The sequence below is a fragment of the Haloarcula salinisoli genome, assembly GCF_019599405.1.
GTDB classification, from domain to species: Archaea; Halobacteriota; Halobacteria; order Halobacteriales; family Haloarculaceae; genus Haloarcula; species Haloarcula salinisoli.
In genome coordinates this window covers 286954-308055 of sequence record NZ_RKLQ01000001.1, presented here as the reverse complement: position 1 = coordinate 308055, position 21102 = coordinate 286954, and the positions used below count along the sequence as shown (strand labels likewise).

The 21102-nt window shown below is 66.1% G+C and carries 22 protein-coding genes; 8 read left to right on the top strand and 14 right to left on the bottom strand.

Annotated elements, in window-relative coordinates; genetic code table 11:
* Positions 1-255: 255 nt before the first annotated feature.
* Positions 256-969 (bottom strand): class I SAM-dependent methyltransferase, encoded by a 714-nt coding sequence (locus EGD98_RS01595; RefSeq protein WP_220586597.1) that lies wholly within the window; start codon positions 967-969, stop codon positions 256-258.
* Between the two features lie 201 nt (positions 970-1170).
* Here EGD98_RS01595 and EGD98_RS01590 point away from each other — a divergent pair, with 201 nt between their 5' ends.
* From EGD98_RS01590 to EGD98_RS01575, 4 genes are all read left to right on the top strand, one after another.
* Positions 1171-1440 (top strand): MarR family transcriptional regulator, encoded by a 270-nt coding sequence (locus tag EGD98_RS01590; RefSeq protein ID WP_220586596.1) that lies wholly within the window; start codon positions 1171-1173, stop codon positions 1438-1440.
* Between the two features lie 116 nt (positions 1441-1556).
* Positions 1557-2348, top strand: a complete 792-nt coding sequence (locus EGD98_RS01585) for an MBL fold metallo-hydrolase (protein WP_220586595.1) — start codon at positions 1557-1559, stop codon at positions 2346-2348.
* A 72-nt stretch (positions 2349-2420) separates the two neighbouring features.
* Positions 2421-3530, top strand: a complete 1110-nt coding sequence (locus tag EGD98_RS01580; RefSeq protein WP_220586594.1) for a hypothetical protein — start codon at positions 2421-2423, stop codon at positions 3528-3530.
* Positions 3531-3552: 22 nt separating this feature from the next.
* Positions 3553-4308, top strand: a complete 756-nt coding sequence (locus EGD98_RS01575; protein ID WP_220586593.1) for a YkgJ family cysteine cluster protein — start codon at positions 3553-3555, stop codon at positions 4306-4308.
* Here EGD98_RS01575 and EGD98_RS01570 read toward each other — a convergent pair.
* Entirely contained in the window at positions 4305-4706 is a 402-nt protein-coding gene (locus EGD98_RS01570; RefSeq protein ID WP_220586592.1) for a TRAM domain-containing protein, read from the bottom strand. The genes EGD98_RS01575 and EGD98_RS01570 overlap by 4 nt on opposite strands.
* Positions 4707-4938: 232 nt before the next feature.
* On the opposite strand from EGD98_RS01570, the gene EGD98_RS01565 reads away from it, so the two are divergent.
* Positions 4939-5181, top strand: coding sequence for a DUF7123 family protein (locus tag EGD98_RS01565; RefSeq protein ID WP_220586591.1), 243 nt, complete (start codon positions 4939-4941; stop codon positions 5179-5181).
* A 94-nt stretch (positions 5182-5275) separates the two neighbouring features.
* Here the strand turns inward: EGD98_RS01565 and EGD98_RS01560 are convergent, their stop codons facing one another.
* The 5 genes from EGD98_RS01560 to metG all read right to left on the bottom strand — a co-directional run bounded on the left by EGD98_RS01560 (position 5276) and on the right by metG (position 10838).
* Positions 5276-5884 carry a winged helix-turn-helix transcriptional regulator gene (locus tag EGD98_RS01560; RefSeq protein WP_220586590.1) on the bottom strand — a complete coding sequence of 203 codons (609 nt, stop codon included), beginning with the start codon at positions 5882-5884 and terminating at the stop codon, positions 5276-5278.
* Positions 5885-5930: 46 nt separating this feature from the next.
* Positions 5931-7133, bottom strand: a complete 1203-nt coding sequence (locus tag EGD98_RS01555; RefSeq protein ID WP_220586589.1) for an SPFH domain-containing protein — start codon at positions 7131-7133, stop codon at positions 5931-5933.
* 157 nt (positions 7134-7290) lie between these two features.
* Positions 7291-7890 (bottom strand): NfeD family protein, encoded by a 600-nt coding sequence (locus EGD98_RS01550; protein ID WP_220586588.1) that lies wholly within the window; start codon positions 7888-7890, stop codon positions 7291-7293.
* A 25-nt stretch (positions 7891-7915) separates the two neighbouring features.
* Positions 7916-8296: a hypothetical protein gene (locus EGD98_RS01545; RefSeq protein WP_220586587.1), complete on the bottom strand. Its 381-nt coding sequence runs from the start codon at positions 8294-8296 to the stop codon at positions 7916-7918.
* A gap of 421 nt (positions 8297-8717) precedes the next feature.
* Entirely contained in the window at positions 8718-10838 is a 2121-nt protein-coding gene (gene metG, locus EGD98_RS01540) for a methionine--tRNA ligase (protein WP_220586586.1), read from the bottom strand.
* Positions 10839-10994: 156 nt separating this feature from the next.
* Here metG and EGD98_RS01535 point away from each other — a divergent pair, with 156 nt between their 5' ends.
* Both EGD98_RS01535 and EGD98_RS01530 read left to right on the top strand, forming a co-directional pair.
* Positions 10995-11720 carry a helix-turn-helix domain-containing protein gene (locus tag EGD98_RS01535; protein ID WP_220586585.1) on the top strand — a complete coding sequence of 242 codons (726 nt, stop codon included), beginning with the start codon at positions 10995-10997 and terminating at the stop codon, positions 11718-11720.
* 39 nt (positions 11721-11759) lie between these two features.
* The gene (locus tag EGD98_RS01530; protein ID WP_220586584.1) at positions 11760-12194 is read left to right on the top strand and encodes a DUF7344 domain-containing protein; all 435 of its coding nucleotides are present in this window, start codon (positions 11760-11762) and stop codon (positions 12192-12194) included.
* 72 nt (positions 12195-12266) lie between these two features.
* Here EGD98_RS01530 and EGD98_RS01525 read toward each other — a convergent pair whose 3' ends face one another.
* From EGD98_RS01525 to mfnA, 3 genes are all read right to left on the bottom strand, one after another.
* A complete protein-coding gene (locus tag EGD98_RS01525) occupies positions 12267-13625 on the bottom strand; it encodes an arylsulfotransferase family protein (protein WP_220586583.1) in 1359 nt (452 codons plus the stop codon).
* A gap of 85 nt (positions 13626-13710) precedes the next feature.
* Positions 13711-14295, bottom strand: coding sequence for a YqaA family protein (locus EGD98_RS01520; protein WP_220586582.1), 585 nt, complete (start codon positions 14293-14295; stop codon positions 13711-13713).
* 109 nt (positions 14296-14404) lie between these two features.
* Entirely contained in the window at positions 14405-15457 is a 1053-nt protein-coding gene (gene mfnA / locus EGD98_RS01515) for a tyrosine decarboxylase MfnA (protein WP_220586581.1), read from the bottom strand.
* Positions 15458-15582: 125 nt separating this feature from the next.
* On the opposite strand from mfnA, the gene EGD98_RS01510 reads away from it, so the two are divergent.
* Positions 15583-16245, top strand: a complete 663-nt coding sequence (locus tag EGD98_RS01510; protein WP_220586580.1) for a DUF7504 family protein — start codon at positions 15583-15585, stop codon at positions 16243-16245.
* Here the strand turns inward: EGD98_RS01510 and EGD98_RS01505 are convergent.
* The 4 genes from EGD98_RS01505 to EGD98_RS01490 all read right to left on the bottom strand — a co-directional run bounded on the left by EGD98_RS01505 (position 16242) and on the right by EGD98_RS01490 (position 20592).
* Complete coding sequence (locus tag EGD98_RS01505) at positions 16242-16649, bottom strand: DUF7522 family protein (protein WP_220586579.1); 408 nt, start codon at positions 16647-16649, stop codon at positions 16242-16244. The genes EGD98_RS01510 and EGD98_RS01505 overlap by 4 nt on opposite strands.
* A 75-nt stretch (positions 16650-16724) precedes the next feature.
* Positions 16725-17204 (bottom strand): redoxin domain-containing protein, encoded by a 480-nt coding sequence (locus tag EGD98_RS01500; RefSeq protein ID WP_220586578.1) that lies wholly within the window; start codon positions 17202-17204, stop codon positions 16725-16727.
* A gap of 94 nt (positions 17205-17298) precedes the next feature.
* A complete protein-coding gene (gene ppsA, locus EGD98_RS01495) occupies positions 17299-19620 on the bottom strand; it encodes a phosphoenolpyruvate synthase (protein WP_220586577.1) in 2322 nt (773 codons plus the stop codon).
* Positions 19621-19686: 66 nt separating this feature from the next.
* Complete coding sequence (locus EGD98_RS01490) at positions 19687-20592, bottom strand: PhzF family phenazine biosynthesis protein (protein ID WP_220586576.1); 906 nt, start codon at positions 20590-20592, stop codon at positions 19687-19689.
* Positions 20593-21102 lie beyond the last annotated feature (510 nt).

Here is a 21102-nt window from a genome sequence, read left to right as displayed (position 1 = left end):
AGTCGTCCGAAAATCTTCGATTTTCGGGATGACGAGAGACGCCGTCGGCGTCTCTCGAACCACCCATCAGAAATCTTCGGTTTCTGAGGACGACGTAAGCACCGCAGCGAGTGAAACGAGCGAGGAGCACAACGAGCCGCGGGAGCCCATAGCACGGGGGCTTTCCGGCTGTTGGCATCGCCGTCGCTGGGTGGGGTGTTCTACCTATCGGAAGCCGAGATTGCACGCGAGCCGCTAGCAACTAGCGTGGACCGATTAGCTAGGCGAGACGTGCGTGTTCCAGTAGGAGACCGACGCGAGTTTATCGCCCAGTGGCGTGCCGCCGATGGCCGTATCGATAGAGCGAAACGAGGAGGCGAGTTCGTTCGGAATCTTCCGATAGAAGCCGTAGGGGAGCACCCAGTCGTGGGATTCGTTGGCGAGTTCGAGGTCGGCGCCGTCTAGCAGGCGGTCGATCTCCCAGCGGGAGTACAACCGCGACCCCATCGGGAGCGCCCAGTTGTACAGCGAGCGCGTCGAGAAGCGGTTGAACGTGTCGAAGAAGACCTGGTCTTTGGCGACCCGGCGCATCTCCGCGAGGAAGGCCGCGGGCGTATCGGCCAGGTGGAAAAACCGCATCGCCAGCACTGTGTCGAAGTGGTTGTCCGGGAAGGGGAGCCTGGCGGCGTCGCCGCGCATGAACTCGACGTGGTCGTCGACACCAGCGTTTTTGGCTTTCTCGCGGCCCTGCTGGAGCATCGGGCCCGAGATATCGAGCCCGGTGATGTCGGCGTCACGCTCGGCGAGCATCACGGTGAAGCGACCGGTACCGCAGGCGACCTCTAGCACTTTCTTGTCCGCCACCGGACCGATGGCCTCAAGCACCGCTTCCTTCTCACGACGGTCGATAAGCCGGCCACCGCGGGAGAATCGCTTGGCCTCGTACTCTTCGGCCACGGTGTCGGTCTGGTACCACTCCTGCCCTTTCACGCTCGATTGTGCCCACCGGGGGGATAAAACGATACTGGAATCGCCGTTTCGCCCCCGAACTGTGCTGGAACCGATTGCCAGCGGAGCCGAATTTCTCGATTCGAGTATTGTATAAGGAGACATTAAACATACCATAGTATCCGTATTGTTTGGTCATGAATATAGCCAAGTTTTACCAGTAGTACTGGATTATCGGTCAGTATGAGTACGACCACCGAGGATATGTCGGCGTCACCGTTCGCGCAAGAGGACTTCCGGGAGCGGCTCCGAGAACTACCACCGAGCGCGAAGCTCGTCGCGAAAGTGCTGGAAGACGACGCACCCCTCTCGCAGGGCCAGCTCGCAGAGACCTCACTGTTGCCCGACCGCACCGTGCGCTACGCGCTGAACCGGCTCGAAGAGTCAGAGCTCGTCGACTCCCGATACAGCTTCACCGACGCGCGAAAGCAGGTCTACTTCCTCACGGCCTGAGACGGTCGAGTGCACGCGACGGACGTCGCCATCCGGGGGAGGGGCGTAGATATGGGGATACCAGCCCACAGTCCGAGCCGCCGGAGTTTTCAGCGGCGCCCGCGAGCGGATAGCCGATGGACTGGCGCCGGGTCAACGTCGCCGTCGAATCGCGCGCACCCACTGGCGAGACCGCCGCGTATCTGAGCGAGGGCCCCGACGCGCTGCTGGTCGACCCCGCGGACCGGACGCCAGCGCTCGACGACGCGGTCAGCGCCGCCGACGTCGCGCACGTCGCGGTCACCCACCACCACCCGGACCACGTCGGCGCCGTGGCCGACTACGCTCGGGAGACTGACACGACGGTCTGGGCCCGCCGCGGTCGGGCCGAGTCGTTCGAGTCGGCGACCGGTATCGCGCCGGACCGGACGTTCGCCCAGGGGACGACAGTTCCGGCGGGCGACGATGGCGTGGAAGTGCTGGACCTCCCCGGCCACGCGCCCGAACACGTCGGCTTCGCCACGGAGAGTGGCGTCGTCAGCGGGGACGTGGCCGTCGCCGAGGGCAGCGTCGTGGTGGGCGCGCCCGAGGGCGATATGCGGGCCTATCTCTCGTCGCTGCGCCGGCTCCACAGCCGGAATCCGGATGCGCTGTATCCCGGCCACGGACCCACGATTGACGAGCCCCGGAGCTCCTGCCGGCGCCTCCTCCGCCACCGACGTGGCCGAGAGGAGCGTGTCCGCGAGGCCGTCGCGGCGGGCGCGGCGACGCCGGAAGAAATCCTCGACCGGGCCTACGAGAAGGACCTGAGCGGCGTGCGGGACCTCGCGCTCGCGACGGTTGTCGCGCACCTCGAAAAACTCGCCGTCGAGGCCGCCCTCCGGTGGGATGGCAACCAGGCGCTCCCGGCACGAGCGTCCCGGCGGTGACGAGCACCTGATAATCCGGGGTTCTGACTCCGTGAGTACGTGTTTTATTATCGGCCCAGTCGAAGTGAAAGTATGGCCAACGATGCCGGTCCGACGCCAATCGAGACGCTCTGTCGCCGGTACGGTCCCGGCCGGCTCCCGCTCGCAGACCGCCGCGTAGTCGCCACGGGGTACGCGTTCGCCACCGCGGCGCTGCTCTCGACGGTGGTCTGGGAGCTTTTCGTCGGTGGCGTGATTATGCTCATCATTTCTTACGATTCCTACAGGTTCGGGGAGACCACGCTGAGAGTGCTCTGGTCCGACGACCTCGACGGGTTGTTAAACCCACTCGAGGTTGCCGGGCTCATCCCCCTGGTTTTCGTGCCGTCGGCGTTCCTCGCCGGGACGTTCGCGCGATACCTGCCGGCGCGACTGCGCCGTCGCGGCGCTCTCACAGGGACCCTCACGATGGCCGGCGCGTACCTCGTGGGCGGATTACCGATCGGTGTCGCCCTCATGCTGTACGGTGAAGTCGGGGACCTCGCCGGGGCTCTGTTCTTCGGATCCATCTTCAGCCTCGTTGCGTTCCCGTATAGTGCCTGGCTGTCGCTACCGATCGGCGCCGCCGTCGGTCACGTCCACCAGCGTGCCGTGGGCGACTCGGTCCAGCGCGGTATCGCGTCCCGTCTCGGCAACAGAGTGCGAGCGGTCGCCGCGAGAGCGCTCGCTCCCCTCAGCGACCGAGCCGTCTACGGGTGGACGCGCTACGGCCTCGGTTGGCTCCCAGGCGGCACCCGCCCGGCTATCGGCGCGGGCTATGCCTTCGCCGCTGTCGCCGGGGTTCTGGCCCTCGCTTTGATACGTCTCGCTCTGCAGTTGGAGGCACCCGAGAGTCGCTGGCTAGCCCTCTCCGCGGTGGTGTTCGTTCCTGTGGCCGCCGCCGCAGGCACGCTCGTGTGGTCGCTACTTCCCGACGACTTCCCCTACCGCGGCCCCGTCGGTGGGACGGGGGTGATGGCCGCCACCCTGCTGGTCGCCGGTAGCGTCGTCCCCCTGCTGTACGGGGTGCCGGAGGTCACCGTCGCGGCCAGCGTCGAGCCCGGCATCAGCGCCCTCCTCTATTTCGGCTGGCTGTCGCTTCCCCTGGGGGCCACCGTCGGCTCCGTTCACGACCGGGCCCTGGCCACGACACACGCCTTTTGACCGTCGGCGCCCAGTGACCGGTATGGACTCACTCGAGACCGAACTCGACCGCGCCCGCGAACTGGACGTGAGCGAGCTCGCGGACGCCATCGAGACCATCGGCTTCGAGTGTACGCGCTGTGGGGCCTGCTGTAAGAGCGAAGCCGACCAACGGGAGGCCTCGTCAAATGTGAACGGCGAAGCCGTGAGCGCCGACGATGGGGGATGTGGGGACGATTCGACATCGGAACGCGACGGTGAGGATGGAACTGGCGATTCCGAGCCGCACACTGCGACGGTGTTTCCGGACGAAATCCGCCGGTTACAGCAGGCGGGCGACTACGACTTCCGCGACGTGGCCCGGCCGATGCCTTACGGTATCGAGGAGACGCCCGACGGTCCGCAGGGCGAGACCTTCGAGTGGGCGCTCCAGACCGACGACTGTGGGGACTGTACGTTCTACGACGAATCCGACGGCGTCGGCGCCTGCACCGTCCACGAAGACCGGCCGCTCATCTGTCAGACGTACCCCTTCTCCGTCGCCGTTGGCGGGACGAGCCAGCCGATGGGCGAGGCCGTCGATTCGGAGGGGATGGTTCGGGCCCACGAGTGTGAGGGGTTAGGACGAGACATCTCCCGGAAAGACGCCGAGGAACTGGCTGTGGCGCTGAAAGAGCGAGCGATCAGAGAGCTAGAAGAGGCCATCGGCGTCAGAGAGAACTACGAGCCGACGGCCGTCGAGGGCGTCGTCGTCCACGACTCCGAGGGGCAAAAGCGGCCCGACGGACGCGAACTCTAGACGTCCTCGTCGAGAATCTCGCCGACGGCGAAGTTGGACTTGACCTCGGTGACCTCTATCTTGACCCGTTCACCGATGTCGGCCCCGGGGACGATGATGACGTAGCCGCGTTCGACGCGGGCGATGCCGTCGCCCTGCTTGCCGATATCCTCGATCTCGACGTAGCGGGTCTCGCCCGGTTCGACCGGCGGCTGTGGCTGGTCCGGTGGTGTCTCCGCCTCTGGGCTCTCTTCGGCCCCAGCTTCGATATCCGTGGAGATGAGAGCGACCCGGTATGTCTCGCCTGCCTCGACGGCGCCCGTCTCGACCTCGCGTCGGGGCACTTCGACGAGATACCGGTCGTCCTCGGCAGTCACGTCAGCACTGAACAGACACAGCAGTTCGTCCGAGATTTCCATAGTGATAGACCTCCACTTGCGGTAATATCCGGCCACGATTAAAGAACTGCCGGAGCAGGTGGTCCGATGGGTCTCCCGTCCCGACCGCGTTGCCCCGCTGTACCAACCGAGCCGTGACGGCCCGGTCAGCGGTACCCGACGCGACCGGTAAGACGAGCAAACCGCAAGACAGCGGTCGGTTAACCCACCGTACCAAACCCCCTAAGGGCGGTTCGGTCGAACTACCGAGTACATGAGCGCAACCGCACAGGCGACCGACAGCCCACTCTCGGAGAAACAGCGCCGCATCCTCGAGTACCTGGAAGCCAACGCCGACGAGCAGACCTACTTCAAATCACGCCTCATCGGCGAGGAGCTGGGGCTCTCGGCCAAGGAAGTCGGAACGAACATGACGACCATCGCCGACGGGGAGTTCGCCGTCGACGTGGAGAAGTGGGGGTACTCCTCCTCGACGACGTGGATGGTCGACGCCTGAGACTGGTGGCTGTAGCAAACTGAAGTAATTCGCCACCGCGAATATCTGTACGAACGTACAGCCACCAGTCTGCGGCCAGCGGGCGTCCCAGCTGTCAGTCAGGGTCGTAGCGCAGCAAGGAATCAGCGTCGGCGGCCAGCTGTGCGGCGCCGTCACCGAAGGAGTCTGCGTAGCGAATCAGCAAGGTCAGTACAGTCTCCGGTTCGGCGACGGCGTAGCCCTCGTCCCGTGAGAGCAGACCAGCCGCCTCGAGGTCCTTCGCGTGCTTGCTTATCGTTGGTCGTGACACCGACAGCGTCGTCGCCAGCCCCGAGGCCGTCACCGAGGGGTCTCGGAGCAGGGCGACGAGCATCCCGCGGGGGGTCGACCGCCGCAGGTAGCCAAGCGTCACTTGCTCGAACTCGGAGAACTGGCCCGCCGGGAAGTACCGGCGATAGTCGCCGTCTTTCCGGGAGTCGACGGCGCCCTCCTGCTCCAGGCGGTGGAGATGGTGCTGGGCCTCGCCGGTACCCAGTTTGAGGTCGTCCCGGAGCTTCGAGAAGTGGGTCCCCGGGCGGGCCGAGACGTAGCCCGCGATTGCGTCGGGCGTCTCGCTGTCGCTGTCGCCGCTGGCCAGGCCGACGAAGGGGCTAGCGGCGCCCAGAGCCGCGAAGCGACGCAACGTCGCTCGCTTCTCCGTGTCGACCCCCTCGTCACCACTCATATATCTTTCAGGAAGTAGTTCTACTATAAAACGGCTTCGGGTCCAGTTATTTACCGCTTTCGCTGTCGCCGTCCCCGGAGCCGCCGGTGTCGTCGGGGCCGCCGGCGATGTCGGTCTCGCCGCCGACGCCGTCGTCGATCTCGGCGTCCATCTGCTCTATCATGTCGTCGGCGTTGTCGACGCCGGCGTCCTTGCCGCGTTTTATCTTCTGGGCCTCTTCCTCCATCGCCTCGACGTCGACCTCGGCCTCCTCGTCTATCTGGCCGAGAATCTCTTCGATGTCGTCGAGGCCGAGCATCTCGCGGGTCTCCTCGGTGAAGTCGAGCGCCTCTAAGGTGTGACCGTTCTCTTTCACGTCGGAGCCCTGGAGGTGCTTGCCGTACCGACCGACGAGCGAGGTGAGCTCCTGGGGCAACACGAAGGTCGTGGACTCGGATTTGCCCATCTCGCCGAGCGTCTCCATCCCCTTGTCGATGACGGCGCGTTCGCCCATCGACTCGGCGGATTTCGCTCGCAGCACCGTCGAGATAGCGTCACCCTGGGCTTCCAGAATCTGGCTCTGCTTCTCACCCTGGGCGCGGATGATGTTGGACTGCTTGTCACCCTCCGCGGTCTCGATGGCGGAGCGCCGTTCACCCTGCGCTTCCAGGATCATGGCACGGCGTTTCCGCTCGGCGGAGGTCTGTTGCTCCATGGCCTGCTGGACGTCCTTCGAGGGGTTGACCTCACGGACCTCGACGGACTCGACACGGACACCCCACTCGTCGGTGGGTTCGTCCAGTTCGCGTCGGATGCGCGAGTTGATCTCCTGGCGCTTGTTCAGCGTGTCGTCCAGTTCCATGTCACCCAGCACTGCACGGAGCGTGGTCTGGGCGAGGTTCGAGACGGCGCGCTCGTAGTTGTCGACCTCGAGGAAGGCCTTCTTCGGGTCCATCACCTTGATGTAGACGACGGCGTCGGCGGTGACGGGCGAGTTGTCACGCGTGATGGCCTCCTGTCGGGGCACGTCGAGCGTCTGGGTCCGCATATCGAAGCGGGTGACGTCGGAGACGAAGGGATAGATGAAGTGAATCCCCTGGTCGAGGATGCCGCGATAGGTCCCCAGCACGGTGTAGGCACCTTTCTGGTACGGCCGGATGATGACGACACTGGAGTACGCTACAGCGATGGCCAGCACCAGCAACACCATCGTGACGAACACGAAGATGCTGCCAGCGAGGAACTGTAGCGGTATTAGCGGGATTGTCATGGCACATCGAACTCCGGTCGGCTGAAATAAAAGCCTTCGGTGGCTGTGTCACAAACTACCGATATTCAACACAGCGATAGCGGTAGTTCTGGTCACCATTTCCGGACAGATTCGACGGATTGGCAGGCAACTGCTGACAAAGCGGCACAACAGTACCTCAGGCGTGCTCGGACTCGGCGTCGGCCTCCGGCGCCGGCCGCTCCTCGCGGTCCCGCTCCAGCGCCCGGTCGATGTCGTCGTCGCTGGTCGCCGTCGCTTCGACCTTGAGGACGTTGCCGCCGCCGGGGTCGACGACCAACACCTCGGCCCCCTCCTCGATGTCGCCGCCCACGCTACGGGCCTCGTAGTAGGGGTTGAACCCGCCGTCCTCTAGCTTGACCTGGCCAGCACTCTTCGTGACGCGTTCGGTGACCGTCCCGAACTGTCCCTGGAGCGAACTCGATGAGAGGGACTGGCCCCGGCCGGGTGCCGAGAAGTCTATCTTCCGGTAGCCCCACAGCGTGAAGGCCGTCGTCAGGAGGACCGCCACGGCGAGGATGAGCGGCGCGAGCAGCCCCAGACTGGCCGGGATGAAAAAGCCGACCAGTCCGGCGACCAGCAAGGCGGCGCCGAGGACGAAAAAGTGAGTCCCCGGCGCGAACGCCTCGGCGACGATGAGCGCCGCACCGGCAAGGAAGAGGACGGCGGATATCGTCGTCCCAAACAGCGGTTCGAGCTGTGCGGGCACGAGAGCGAGCGACCCCACGGGAACGTTCATACCCCTACTTGGGCCCGGTGACAGATTAAGTCTCTGGGGTCGTGTGGACGAGCACACCGTAGCAGACGGCCGCTGTGAGTCCGACGGCAGCAAAGACCGTAGCGACCAACACCAGGCTCAGTCCGACGATCGTGTCCGCGAGCGCGAGTATGGTGAGACAGACACCCAGCGCGACGAACATGGTGTTCTCCGGCGTGGGCGCCTGTGGCGTTACCTCGATATCCGGGGCAAAGGAGCCCGCGACCGCCCCCTCGTCGTCGCCCGCCTCAGAGCGCTCCTCGTGGCCCGCCTCGGACCGCTCCCCGTCGACCGTCGCCGACGGCTCGGCCTCCTCGATGATATCGGCCACTGTCGCGGGCTCGGACTCCGCGACGACCTCGTCCTCGTCGCTCCCGTCGGCAGACATGGCCGTCGCTAGGACAGCGAGCTACAAAAAGGGACGGCGACTAGTTGTGGTCGGATTCCGCGACGTGAGTGCAGATTTGCGCAGCCGAATAGTCTCGGCAGCAGTCGCCGTCAAGCAGTCTGCCAACAGCCAGAAATCCCCCGACCGCTCGACTACTGCGGCTCGCTGCGCTCCTCGGTCACTTCGCTCCCTGCGGTGCTTGCGTCGCCTCGAACGTCGAGCGGTCGGCCCCTTTCAGTCCCACCCAAGCCGGCTGGCCAACCCTCTACGGGTGGACTGAAAGGGGCCGAGCTATCAGCGAACCCCGGCGAAGCAAGCACCGGAGGCCGAGGAGCACAGCGAGCCGCGGGAGCTGATAGCTCGGGGGCTTTCTGGCTCTCCGAAAGAGACGCTGTCGAACTACAGACCGCTGCAGTCGCAGCTACTGCACCCGAGTCCCGAGCGGGGCGTCCTCGTGGGTGGTCAGCAGGTCGGCCTCGTCGCCGGCGGCCAGCACCATCCCGTTGGACTCGACGCCGAAGATGGTGGCTTGCTCCATGTTGGCAAGCAGGATGACGCGGGTCCCGGGGAGCTCGTCGACGTCGTGGAGTTCGGCCAGGCCGGCGACGACCTGGCGGACCTCGTGACCGATGTCGACCTCGAGTTTGAGCAGCTTGTCGGCGTCCTCGACGGACTCGGCGGTGACGATTTCGCCGACGCGCATGTCGACGCCCTCGAAGTCCTCGAAGCCGATGCGGTCGGTTTCGAGCGGTTCGAGGTCGACGTCGGCCTCGTCAGCGTCGTCCCCGTCATCGCTCGCTTCTTCGACTCGGTCCTGCAGTTCCTCGTTGAGCTCGGCGATGTGGTCGTCCTCTACCTGCTCGAACAGCTGGTCGGGCTCGTCGAAGGTCTCGGGCGGTGCCTCTAACGCGGTGTCGAGGGAGACGTCAGCGACCGAGCCGGCCTCGCCCAGCTGGCCCCACAGCCGCTCGGCCTTGCCCGGCAACACCGGCTGCATGACCACGGCGACGGCTTTGGCGAGCTGGACGCAGTCGCGGATGACCTGTGCGGCCTCCGAGGGGTCCTCGTCGAGAAGGTGCCACGGCTCGGTGCGCTGGATGTACTCGTTGCCGTAGTCCGAGAGCCCGGTCGCAAGCTCTGCGAGCGTGCGGACGTCGTAGTCCCTCACCGCTGTCTCGAAGGACTCGAGTGTCTCTTCGATGCGGTCCCGGACGTCCTCGCTGACGGCGGCGTCGGGCGTGCCGTCGTAGTTGCGGGCCGCAAACAGCAGCGCGCGGTTGATGAAGTTCCCGACGTTACCCACGAGTTCGCCGTTGACCCGCTCGGCGAAGCGGTCCCAGGAGAAGTCAACGTCGGTCTCCAGGCCGGCGCCGGTGGCGATGTAGTACCGGAACAGGTCCGGGTGGAAGCCGGCGTCTAGGTACTCGTCGGCCCACACCGCCCGGTTCCGGGAGGTCGAGAGGGCCTTGCCGTCGATGCCGACGAACCCGGTGGCCAGAATCGAGCGGGGCTCGTTGTAGCCGGCGCCCCGCAACATCGCGGGCCAGAAGACGGCGTGGTGCTGGATGATATCGCGGCCGATGACGTGGACGACGTCGCCGCTCTCGTCGGTCCAGTCGTCGTCCCACTCGGTGCCGTGTTCGGTCTCGCCGTCTATCTTCCAGACCTGCTCCCAGTCGTACTCGTCGGCGCCGACGCGCTCGGAGTACTGCTTCGTCGAGGCGACGTACTCGATGGGGGCGTCGACCCAGACGTAGAGGACGAGGTCCTCGGCCGTGTCTTCGCCTTCGTCACCGCCCGCCGGATAGTCGATGCCCCAGTCCATGTCCCGCGTGATACAGAGGTCCTGGAGCTCGCCCTCGACCCACTCTCTGGGCTGGTTCTTCGCGTTGTCGGTGCCCTCGATTCGGTCGAGGAAGCCCTGGAGGTACTCCTGGAAGTCCGCCAGCCGGAGGAACTTGTGTTCGCGAGTGCGGTACTCGGCTGGGTTGCCCGTGATGGTGCTCACGGGGTCCTCGATGTCACCGGGTTCGAGGTGGCGCTGACACCCCTCGTCGCACTCGTCGCCCCGTGCCTGCTCGCCGCAGTACGGACAGGTCCCCTCGACGAAGCGGTCCGGGAGGGGCTGGTCTTCCTCGGTGTCCCACGCCACTTCGATCTCCTTCTCGTGGACGTGACCCTCGTCGACCCACGAGCGGACGAACTCCTGGGTGAGTTCAGTGTTGGTCTCGTCGTCCGTGTGGCCGTAGTTGTCGAACTCGACGTTGAACTGCGGGAACGTCTCGGCGTAGGTATCGTGGTAGTCCAGTGCGAACTCGCGGGGCTCGACGCCTTCCTCGGCGGCGTTGACGGCGACGGGCGTGCCGTGCATGTCCGAGCCGCAGACGAAGGCGGTCTGCTGGCCGATGCGGCGGAGCCCTCGCGAGAGGGCGTCGCCGGCGACGTACGTCCGGAGATGCCCGACGTGGAGGTCGCCGTTGGCGTAGGGGAGCCCACAGGTGACCACCGCTGGGTGGTCCGTGGGAAAGTCGTCGTGGCTCATACCCGTTCTGTGCTCCCGACGGGTCAAAAGGAGGGCGGTTTGCCGTGGCTTGCCCGGGGAGTCGCGAAGCGTCGAGGCCGACCGGCAAGCGCTGTTCGGTGGGAGTACTCGCCACAAGCAACTACGGTTATGCCAGTTGGGTGACTACCACTCCTGATGAGAGACGATGGTGGACCAGATACCGAGCCAAACGAACGGATGACCGCTGCGACGCCTCGACGGCGGCTACGGTTTCACTCGGACTCTCTCGGCGAGCTGTTCCACGAGGTACTGGCCGAAGGGGTAACCGTCCACATCGACTCGGTGGTCCAGCTCGACGACGGGACCCACCTCGAATACTGGACCACCACCCATCGGGACCCGCAGCGACTCGTCGAGACCGTCGAGCAGTTACCGACGAAACTCGACGCGGAGCTTCTGAGTACGGTCGACGACACCCACCGGTTCGAGGTACACGGGGCGTCAGAGTCGCTGTTCGGCGTGCTCGAAGAGTTCGGTGCGGTTGCCAAGAGCGCCACGTACGACACGGACGGGTTCGAGGTTGTCGCCGAGTTACCAGTCGACGTGGATACGGACACCATCGTCGAGGCGGTACAGTCTGTGTATCCCAGCCTCGAACTGGTCGACGGATACACCGTCGAGACAGTCAGCGATTTCCGACAGCGGGTCAAAGAGCGGCTCACTGAGCGGCAACTGACGGTCCTGCAGGTCGCCTATTTCAGCGGCTACTACGAGCGCCCACGGCGGCGCACCGGCGCCGAACTCGCCGACCGCCTCGGAATCTCGAAACAGGCGTTCCACGATCACCTCCGAAAGGCCCACGCCACTGTCTTCGAGACCCTCATCGGAGGCGGCGGGGGGTTCGGCGAGGTTGACAGGTAAACACGCCCGTTGAAATGTCGGTGGGATATCCCTTTATCTATGGCGAAGGAGCCGGATGATGGTGGCCCGGGCGACGAGAATACGTCGAACGTACACGACGGCGGCCCCCAGTTCCCAAGGTCGGTGCTGGAGCGGGAATTTGTCTACGAATCGCTCGCACACGTGCGCCGCAGATATCTCTGCTGCCTGCTGTGTGGTCGCTCGGAACTCCGGGTAGACGAAGCCGTGAGTGCCATCGCCACGTGGGAGACAGAGGATGGAGCGGACATATCTACTTCGACCCGCGACCGCATCCGTCTCGCCCTGCTCCACAGCCACATTCCGAAACTCCGCGAACACGACGTCGTCGACTTCGACCACCACAGCGGTATCGTAGTGCCCGACGAGAACGCCGATGCGGTCCTGACAGCACTGAAGGCGGTCGGGACGAGACTCAGCCCGGAGCCGACCTGCACCGACAGCGAATCGGCGTGACGGTCCAGTGGGCCACCGGGGTCGGCCGCGTCGTCCACCGACGGGAGCCGCCCGGTCGGGCGACCACCCACTTCAGCGCACGACCGCGACCAGCCGCCGGTGAACGCCGCGCCAGTACAGCTCGGCGCCGACCCAGACCAGGGCCGTAACGCCCAGTCCCAGCGCCACCAGCAAGTCGCCAAACCGCATCCACCCGGGCGCGACGTACAACAGCCCGTTGACCGCGGGACCGGTGACGAAGGCGACGACCCAGGCGAGCCCGGTCGTCTCCTCCGCCTGTGCCGACTCGCCGGCGGTCTCGTTGGCCAGCGCCTGCCTGCTCGTGCCGTTCGTGCTCTCGTCGCCCGTCCCCAGCCGTTCGGCCTCGTAGGGGGTCGGCACGGAGATAGACCAGACGACGTCACCCTCCGCGTCGACTTCGAGGACCCGGTCGCCCTGTGAGTCCGTCACCAGCGTGTGCCCGTTGGGCAGGCGGTCGGCGTCCCGTGGCCATCGCAGCTGACCGTCCCGCCACGTCCACGTCTGGCGCCACCCGTCGCCGTCGCGCTGGTACTCGACGACCCGGTTGTTCTCCGAGTCCGCGACCAGCACGGCCGGCCCGCCCTGTGATGCGGGGATGTAGTCGGGGTTATGTTGCTCGTAGAGGATACCGTAGGCGTCCTCGGCACCGAGCGTCCAGTTCGACTGGACGCCCTCGCCGGGCTCGATGAAGACGACCCTGTCGTGGTTGCGCAGACTCGCCATCACGCGACCGTCCTCGAGTATCTCCACGTCGTTGACGTGGGTCCAGTCGCCCGGCTGGCCACCGCTGTCCTCTCGGTCGAAGTCCGTCTCGGCGCGCCACTCCCACTCGACGGCGCCGGTCGTCGTGTTCAGCGTGAACACGCGGTCGTCGGCGATATCCGCGACGACCAGTCGGTCCTCGTCCAGGCGGTCCACGTCGTGCCAGATGTCCCACTCGGTCACCGCCGTGTGGAGTCGCTCTGTCTCACCGGTCGTGAGGTTCGCGCGCTCGATGACCACCTTCGCACAACCGTCCTCAAAGCTCCCGTTCCCGAGCGCCGCGAGGCCGTCGGGACAGTCGTCGTAGCGGGTTCCGGCGACGTAGAGGACGGACCGGGAGCCGGGCGGGTCCGGGTCCACGTCGAAGTAGTTCCCGTACGTGTCGTTGTGATACAGCGTCCGGCCGTCGTCGGTGTAGGCCACGATGGCGGCGGTCCCGCTGTTGCCGCCGGGCGGGTCAGTCGTCACCACGGTGGCGTTCGGTCGCGCCGGCACGACCTGGTCGCGCTCGGAAAGCGGCGTGTCGGTCTGGTTCGCCGCCGCGGCGACGGCGTCGGGCGGCGTCTGCTGCCAGGACACGAGCAGCGTTAGCGACGCGACGACGACGATAGCGGCGAGTCCCCCGCGAAGCAGTGTCCGTCGACGCATCTCAGGGCGACACCCCACCGACGAAACAGCGATACATAGCAATCCGGAGCGACGACTGCGTATTAAACGTTGCCAGCCCGGCCCGTTACAGCAGCGCCAGCGTCCCGCCGGCCAGCCCCAGCGTCACGACCAGGCGGCCCGCGCTGCCGAAGAAGGTCGCGGCACCGAAGCGCAGGTAGTCCTCCTCCAGCACGGTAAAGGCGTAGATGGAGAGCGTGTCGGGGAAAAAGGGGACACACAGCGCCAGCGCGAGCCCGACGTAGCCGTACTTCTTCGCAATCTTGATCGTCTTCTTCTCGGACCACTCGATGATATCGAACCGGGAGTCCTTGATACGCTGGACCAGCGGGCCGTACTCCTTTGCCTCCTGACCGATGTGGAACGCGAAGAGACTGCCCAGCGCCTTGCCGAAGGCGCTGAAGAGGATGATGGCGACGATATTTCCGTTCGTCGACAGCCCCAGCCGGAGCGTGCCGGCCGGGACGAGGACGACCTCGCTGGGCAGGGGCAGTATAAAGGCGATGAGAAAGGAGTAGACCGCGATGATAGCCAGCCCCGTCGGGCCGGTCGCGGTACAGACGGCCTGTTCGAGGACAGCAAGCGACCCGCTGGCGGTTCCACAGTCGCTCAGGAAAGCGACCGGCAACGGAAACGGGAGGGGCGAACTCACACCCTCCGATAGCAAACAGTGGGTCCTAAAGCTTGATATTTTCACTCGGGAACGCTACTGAGATGGTAGTTTAGTGGTGTCCGAGCCGTGAAATGAAATGCGCCGCCGTTTAGTACCAATCAAGATCTGCGACAAAGGACCGCAGCATCGACCGGGTCACGTGGGGCATACAGACCACCCGCATCTCGCCGGCACCGGTCTTGGAGACGCGCCAGCCCCGCTCGCGGAGTTCGTCGGTCATCGGCACCGAGAGGTCGGCGGCCACGAGCGGGAGCTCGGGCCCGACGACATCGTGGCCCCGGGCCCGTAGCTGGTCGGCCAGCCACTCCGCGTTAGCCATCGAGCGGTCGTACTGCTCACGGTAGCCCGCGGGCCAGAGTTCGTCCATCGCTGCGACGGCGCTCGCGACGCCGGCGCCCGAGCGCGTGCCAGTGAGCGTGAGCTGGCTCGTCGATTCGAGGTAGGGGGTCTCGACGGCCAGTTCGTCCAGCAGCGACTCGTCCCGGGCGAGCAAGCCGCCGGCCGGCACCGCGGCCTGGCCGACCTTGTGAGGGTCGATAGTCATCGTGTCGACGGCGGCGTGGCCGAAGTGCCAGTCGTGGTCGGTGAAAGGCAGATAGAAGCCGCCCCAGGCGGCGTCGACGTGACAGAGCGCGTCGGCGTCGTGAGCGAGGTCGGCGATAGCGGGAATCGGGTCGACGAAGCCGTACTCCGTCGAGCCGGCGACGCCGACGACACAGACGGTGTCCTCGTCTATCAGCTCGGCCACGGCGTCGGTGTTAGCGCGGTAGTCGGTGGCCGGAGCGGTCCGGAGTTCGAGGTCCAGCACGTCCGCCGCTTTGGTAAACGAAAAGTGGGCGTGGACCGGCGCGACGACGTTCGGGTCGTCGGTGTCGGCCCGGTTGCGGGCGATGCGCAGGGCCTGGATGTTGGCCTCCGTCCCGCCGGAGGCGACGTAGCCTGCCGGGTCGGCGAGCCCCGTGAGTTCGCCCAGTGCGTCGACGGCCGCGTCTTCGAGGTCGGCGACGGTCTCGTAGGTACCGGGGTCGCCGGGGTTCGTCGCCAGAAATCGCTCGGCCGCCTGGCGGGCCACCGGGTGGGGGACGGTACACATCGAGGAGAGTACCCGTTCGAAATCCTGTGGCTCGGCCCGCTGTAGCATTCCTGTCAGCAACGTGGCGGTCGACCGGTTTAGCCGTTGTGTTGTTCGGTGACAGGGCGTCGTAGCGAGCGTGGAGCCGATACCATACCCCCACGCATAAGTACCGATACGCAGAAACCGCCGATGTGTCGAAGTGGCTCACACTCGCGGACGACGCCGAGATACCGCTCGACGCGGCAGACATCGACCCCGGAACGAGCGTGCTCGTCGCCGGTCCCGCGATGACCGGGAAACGGGACCTGATGCTGGATATCGTCCAGGGGTCGAAAGAGTCGGTAGGCTGTCTGGTCACGACCAAGAAGTCCGCCTCGCGGGTCCGGAGCTGGTTCGACTCGGTCGTGGCCGACGCCGACGACTGGTCGCTGACGATAGTCGACTGCGTGGGAACCTCCGGCGTGTTCGGCGAACCGACCGGCACGGACGTCGTCAGGGTGTCGAGCCCCCGTGACATGACAGGTATCGGTATCAAGCTCACCGGCTTCCTCCAGCGCCAGCACGCCGCCGGGACGACCGACCCCCGCATCGGCTTTCACTCGCTTTCGACCCTGCTGATGTACACCGACCTCGGGACAGTCTATCGGTTCAGCCACGTCATCAACAGCCGGATCAGCACGGCCGGCGCGGTCGGCGCCGTCACGCTCGATACGACCAGTCGGAACGCCGACGCCGTCGAGACGCTGTCGGGCGTCTTCGACGCCCTGGTCGAGGTCGAGACCGACGACTCCGGGCGGAAGCTCCGCGTCAAGGGCGACGCCTTCGGCCCGTCGTCGTGGACGTACTTCGGTTAGAGGATGTGTGATTCGACGATGTCCAGCAGCGACTCGGCCTCCTGGTCGAGGACGAACACCAGCCCCGTCCACTCGCCGGTCGGGAAGTGGACGACGAGCGACTCGTCGTAGAACCGCATCGTGGCGTTCAGGCTCCCGAAGTTGAACAGCGCACCCTCCTGTGGCGGGTCGCCGTGGCCCTTGAGCATCAGCGTCTCGACCTGCTCTTCGAGTTCGGGGTCGCTGAACTGTTCGTCTATATCCTCACGGAGATAGACGATATCGTACCCCTCACCGGAGTACCGGACCGCTAGCTGTAGCGTATCGGCGGTGTCGTCCCGAATCGCCTCGACGAGGTCTCTCGCCTCCGCCGGCATCGACGGCGTCTCCTCGTCTATCGTCTCCAGGTCGTCGATGTCGCTCATACCCCACAGTCTCTCTTCGATAACTTAAGCACCGGCGGCCCGTTCCGCGAGTTCGGGGTCGGCCCGGACGCTTAGTCAGGCCCGAAGCCCGTCGAGGGCCTCTTTCAGCGCCTCGGTCGTCCCGTGGTCCCAGGCTTCCCAGTTGTCCTCGGCGACCCAGCGGAACTGTACCCGGCGCTCGCTGTCCAGCAAGAAGAGCGCCCGCCGGACGCCCGACTCTAACTCGGGGTCGTAGACGCCGTACTCCTTCGAGACCTCGAACTGGGTATCCGACAGCAGCGGGAAGGTGATGCCCTTCTGGCGGCTGTACTCCCGGTGGGAGTAGACGTAGTCCGGGGAGATACCGAACATCGTGACGTCTTCTTCGAACTGGAACAGCTCGATATCGTCCAGGTCACACATCTGGTCCGAGCAGACGGGCGAGAAATCGTTCATGTAGAAGGATAGGATGACGAACCCCTCGTCGGTGTACTCCGAGAGCGTATACTGGGTGAGCATCTGCCCGTCAGTCCCCCGAAGCGTGAAATCCGGGGCGATGTCCCCAGTCCCTACCATCGGGGAATACTCTCGTTGCATCGATAATGAAGGTATCCCCCAAACTGGTGGGGGCACCTCACACAGCGAATCTCGGGACGTTCGCCGCCGGCGGTCAGCGGACCGACTCCAGCAGCAACCGCTGTTCGACCCGCTTGACCTCGTGCTGGACGTCCCGGACGGCGTCGATGTTCGCGGAGATGGAGCTGACACCCTCGTCGACGAGGAACTGCACCATCTCGGGTTTCGAGGCCGCCTGCCCGCAGATGCTCGTCGCCACGTCGTGCTCGCGGCAGGTCCCGATGACCTGCCCCATCAGCTCCAGCACGGCGGGGTGGAGTTCCGAGAATCGGTCGGCGACGTTAGTGTTGTTGCGATCCACGGCCAGCGTGTACTGGGTGAGGTCGTTCGTCCCGAAGGAGGCGAAGTCGATACCCGTCTCGCACAGCTCCTCGATGCCGAGCGCGCTCGCGGGCGTCTCGATCATCACGCCCCAGTCGCGCTTGTCGGGGTCGATACCGGCCGCCTGCATCATGGACTTCGCCCGAAGCACGTCCTCGGCGTCGGTGACGAGCGGGAGCATTAGCTCGACGTTGTCGTAGCCCAGTTCGTACAGCCGGGCGAAGGCGCGCAGTTCGAGTTCGAACTCGTCGGGCCGGTCGAGCGACCGCCGGATGCCACGGTAGCCCAGCATCGGGTTGTGTTCGGCCGGCTCGTCTTCGCCGCCCTGGAGCTGGCGAAACTCGTCGGAAGGCGCATCGAGGGTGCGGACCCGCACCGGCCGGGGGTAGAACGCCTCGGCCACACCCCGGACGCCCTCGACGATCTCGTCGACGTAGGCGCGTTCGCCGTGGTCTTCGACGTACCGCGTGGGCGTCTTGTCCGTCGAGAGTATCATGTGCTCGATGCGCAGCAGGCCGACGCCGTCGGCACCGGTCGCCGCGGCCCGTTCGGCCGCCTCCGGGATGGAGACGTTGACCTTCACCTCGGTGCCGGTCATGGGCTTGACCGGGCTGTGTCCTTGCTCCGTCGGCGGGGCCGTGGAACCCGACGCCGAGGCGTCTACCGGCGCGGCTCCGTCGCCCGACCCCGCGTCGTCGCTCGCCGCCGACTCGGGCTCGCCGACCTCGACGGTTCCCATCTCGCCGTTGATCGTGACCGTCTGGCCGTCCCGGAGCCGCTCGGTGGCGTCGTCGGTGCCGACCACGGCAGGAACGCCAAGTTCGCGGGAGACGATGGCGGCGTGGCTCGTCATCCCGCCCTGGTCGGTGACGATACCCGCGGCGCGTTTCATCGCCGGCACCATGTCGGGCGTGGTCATCTCCGTGACGATGATGTCGCCCTGCTCTACCTTGTCGAGGTTGTCCAGCTTGTCGACGATACGGACCGTGCCCGACACCTTGCCGGGGCTGGAGCCGATACCCGAGAGCCGCACCTCGTCGGGCGGGCTCTGCATGGCGCCGCCGTCGGCCGACGCGCCGGTGCCGACGGCGGGCTCGGCGTCGTCGATTGTGGTGATTGGTCGGGACTGCAGCAGGTACAGCTCCCCGTCGCGCATGGCCCACTCGACGTCCTGCGGGCAGTCGTAGTGGGCCTCGACGCGGTCGCCCAGCTCGATGAGCCGACGGAGTTCGGACTCCTCGAGCACCTGCGCGTCACGTTTCTCGTCGGGGACCGACCGCTCGACGGTCCGGCCGTCCTCGCCGCGGACGCACATGACCCGTTTCTCCGCGACGGTCACGTCCGTCACCTCGGCGCTCTCGCGGTCGAGGACGTAGTTGTCCGGCGAGACGGTGCCGGAGACGACAGCCTCGCCCAGCCCCCAGGCGGCCTCGACGATGGCCGTCGGCGCCCCGGTCGAGGGATGGCTGGTAAAGAGCACGCCCGATTTCTCGGCGTCGACCATCTCCTGGACGACGACGGCGATGTCGACGGCGTCGTGGGCAAAGCCCTGTTCGTTGCGATAGTAGATGGCCCGCTGGGTGAACAGCGACGCCCAGCACTCCTTGACCCGGTCGAGCAGGTCCGCGCGCTCGACGTTCAGATAGGTGTCCTGCTGGCCGGCGAAGGATGCATCGGGGAGGTCCTCGGCCGTCGCCGAGGACCGAACCGCGACGGCCCCGTCACCGAGTTCGTCGTACGCCGCGAGCACGTCCTCGCGTACGTTGGCCGGCACCGCCGTTTCGAGAATCAGCTCCTGGGCGCGCTCGGCCGCTCCCGCGAGCGCTGCCGAGTCGTCGCTGTCGATGTCGACGGCCTCGAACAGCGCCGTCTCGATGCCCGTGTCCTCGATAAACGACCGATACGTCCCGGCGCTCACGACGAACGCCGACGGGACGGGCAGCCCCGCGCCGGTCAGTTCTCCCAGGGACGCTGCCTTGCCGCCGACCCGCGCCAGGTCGTCGGCACCGATATCCGCGAGCCACAGTGTGTGCATGGACTCGTCCTAACTTTCATGAACGTCCATTAAGTTCGTTGCGGTCTTATGGTCGGTAGGGGAGGCCTAGATCTCGATGATGTCGTCGTCTTCTGTGGCTTCGGGAACAGTCATCGACCCGTCCATGGTCGTCACCGCTCGCCCGCCGACCCACGCCTCCAGCCCGTCGGTGTCGACCCTGACCGTGCCGGGCCGGTCGAGGAAGTGGCCCTGCTCGACGACGACCTGGTCGATGGTGTTGTCCAGCGCTCCCTCCCGGCGGACGTAGGCGGCACACCCGCCAGCGGCGGTGCCGGTGACCGGGTCCTCGCCGACGCCACGCGAGGGTGCGAAACCCCGGCCGTGCAGCGTCGCCTCGCCGCCGATAGTGTCGAACGTGAAGGCGTACAGCCCCACCGCGTCGACCCGCTCGCACAGGTCCTGGATGGCCGGCAGGTCTGGGTCGATACGGCTGACGTGCTCGAAGTAGTTGACCGGGACCAGCAGCCACGGCTCGCTCGTGTCGGCGACGGCCATGGGCATATCCGCGCCCACGTCCTGTAACGTCGCCACGTCGATGCCGAGGGCATCCGCTACCTCGTCGTGTTCCAGGGGCACCTCCTCGAAACGGGCCTCGCCCTGTTCGAGCCACACCGTGCCGTCCCCTTTGACCTCAACCGCCCGGGTCCGCCCGATGGTCTCCATCTCGTACTCGCCCGCCTCGAGGCCGCCCCGTTCGAACAGCGTCGCGAACGCGGCGACAGTCGCGTGGTCGCTCCGGTCGACTTCGCCAGTGGGCGCGAAAAAGCGCAGCCGCCGGTCGGCCCGCTCGCTCTCACAGACGAAGGCCGTCGCGCTCGCGCCCAGTTCCCCCGCGATTGCCGCCATCTGGTCGTCGGTCAACTCGCTCGCGTCCAGTACGACCCCGGCCGGGTTCCCCGTCATCGGCTCCGCGGCGAAGGCGTCGACGAGCAACACGTCCCGTGTGTCCATGGCCCCCTGTTGTGCCAGCCCCCGGATAACAGTTACCCGCTAGGAATGGTCGCGGCTCGTATCAGTAGCAACTGGCACAGTTCGAACAGCCAGAAAGCCCCGGCAGTACTCCGGGTCAGTAGCACTGCCAACAGCCAGATAGCCCCGGCCAGCTACACTCGGGGGGCTCGTTGCGCGCTTCGCTCACTATGTTCGCTGCAGTGCTTGCGTCTCCCGCCTTCGTGTAGCAAGCGCGGTCGGCTCCGCCGACCTCGTTAAACGTGGCGGCGTAGCCGCCACGCAGCCGCCCCTTTCAGTCCCTGGAGACGCTGCGCGTCTCCTGACCCTCGCGGAGCCGTTCGGCTCCGCTCAGTCCCACCCGTAGCCGATTGGTCAGCCGGCATGGGCGGGACTGAAAGGGGCCGACTGCTCGACGAACCCCGGCGACGTAAGGACCGCAACGGAGTGAGGACCGCAGCGAGCCGCGGGAGTCGAGCAGTCGGGGGCTTTCTGGCTCTACGCAGCAGTCAC

Coding starts and splice junctions, on each gene's coding strand:
- EGD98_RS01505 (WP_220586579.1), bottom strand. CDS start 16,649: ATGAGCGACATCGACGACCTGGAGACGATAGACGAGGAGACGCCGTCG.
- mfnA (WP_220586581.1), bottom strand. CDS start 15,457: ATGCTACAGCGGGCCGAGCCACAGGATTTCGAACGGGTACTCTCCTCG.
- EGD98_RS01490 (WP_220586576.1), bottom strand. CDS start 20,592: ATGGACACACGGGACGTGTTGCTCGTCGACGCCTTCGCCGCGGAGCCG.
- metG (WP_220586586.1), bottom strand. CDS start 10,838: ATGAGCCACGACGACTTTCCCACGGACCACCCAGCGGTGGTCACCTGT.
- EGD98_RS01560 (WP_220586590.1), bottom strand. CDS start 5,884: ATGAGTGGTGACGAGGGGGTCGACACGGAGAAGCGAGCGACGTTGCGT.
- EGD98_RS01565 (WP_220586591.1), top strand. CDS start 4,939: ATGAGCGCAACCGCACAGGCGACCGACAGCCCACTCTCGGAGAAACAG.
- EGD98_RS01550 (WP_220586588.1), bottom strand. CDS start 7,890: ATGAACGTTCCCGTGGGGTCGCTCGCTCTCGTGCCCGCACAGCTCGAA.
- EGD98_RS01535 (WP_220586585.1), top strand. CDS start 10,995: ATGAGAGACGATGGTGGACCAGATACCGAGCCAAACGAACGGATGACC.
- EGD98_RS01570 (WP_220586592.1), bottom strand. CDS start 4,706: ATGGAAATCTCGGACGAACTGCTGTGTCTGTTCAGTGCTGACGTGACT.
- EGD98_RS01555 (WP_220586589.1), bottom strand. CDS start 7,133: ATGACAATCCCGCTAATACCGCTACAGTTCCTCGCTGGCAGCATCTTC.
- EGD98_RS01545 (WP_220586587.1), bottom strand. CDS start 8,296: ATGTCTGCCGACGGGAGCGACGAGGACGAGGTCGTCGCGGAGTCCGAG.
- EGD98_RS01590 (WP_220586596.1), top strand. CDS start 1,171: ATGAGTACGACCACCGAGGATATGTCGGCGTCACCGTTCGCGCAAGAG.
- EGD98_RS01500 (WP_220586578.1), bottom strand. CDS start 17,204: ATGGTAGGGACTGGGGACATCGCCCCGGATTTCACGCTTCGGGGGACT.
- ppsA (WP_220586577.1), bottom strand. CDS start 19,620: ATGCACACACTGTGGCTCGCGGATATCGGTGCCGACGACCTGGCGCGG.
- EGD98_RS01585 (WP_220586595.1), top strand. CDS start 1,557: ATGGACTGGCGCCGGGTCAACGTCGCCGTCGAATCGCGCGCACCCACT.
- EGD98_RS01525 (WP_220586583.1), bottom strand. CDS start 13,625: ATGCGTCGACGGACACTGCTTCGCGGGGGACTCGCCGCTATCGTCGTC.
- EGD98_RS01530 (WP_220586584.1), top strand. CDS start 11,760: ATGGCGAAGGAGCCGGATGATGGTGGCCCGGGCGACGAGAATACGTCG.
- EGD98_RS01575 (WP_220586593.1), top strand. CDS start 3,553: ATGGACTCACTCGAGACCGAACTCGACCGCGCCCGCGAACTGGACGTG.
- EGD98_RS01580 (WP_220586594.1), top strand. CDS start 2,421: ATGGCCAACGATGCCGGTCCGACGCCAATCGAGACGCTCTGTCGCCGG.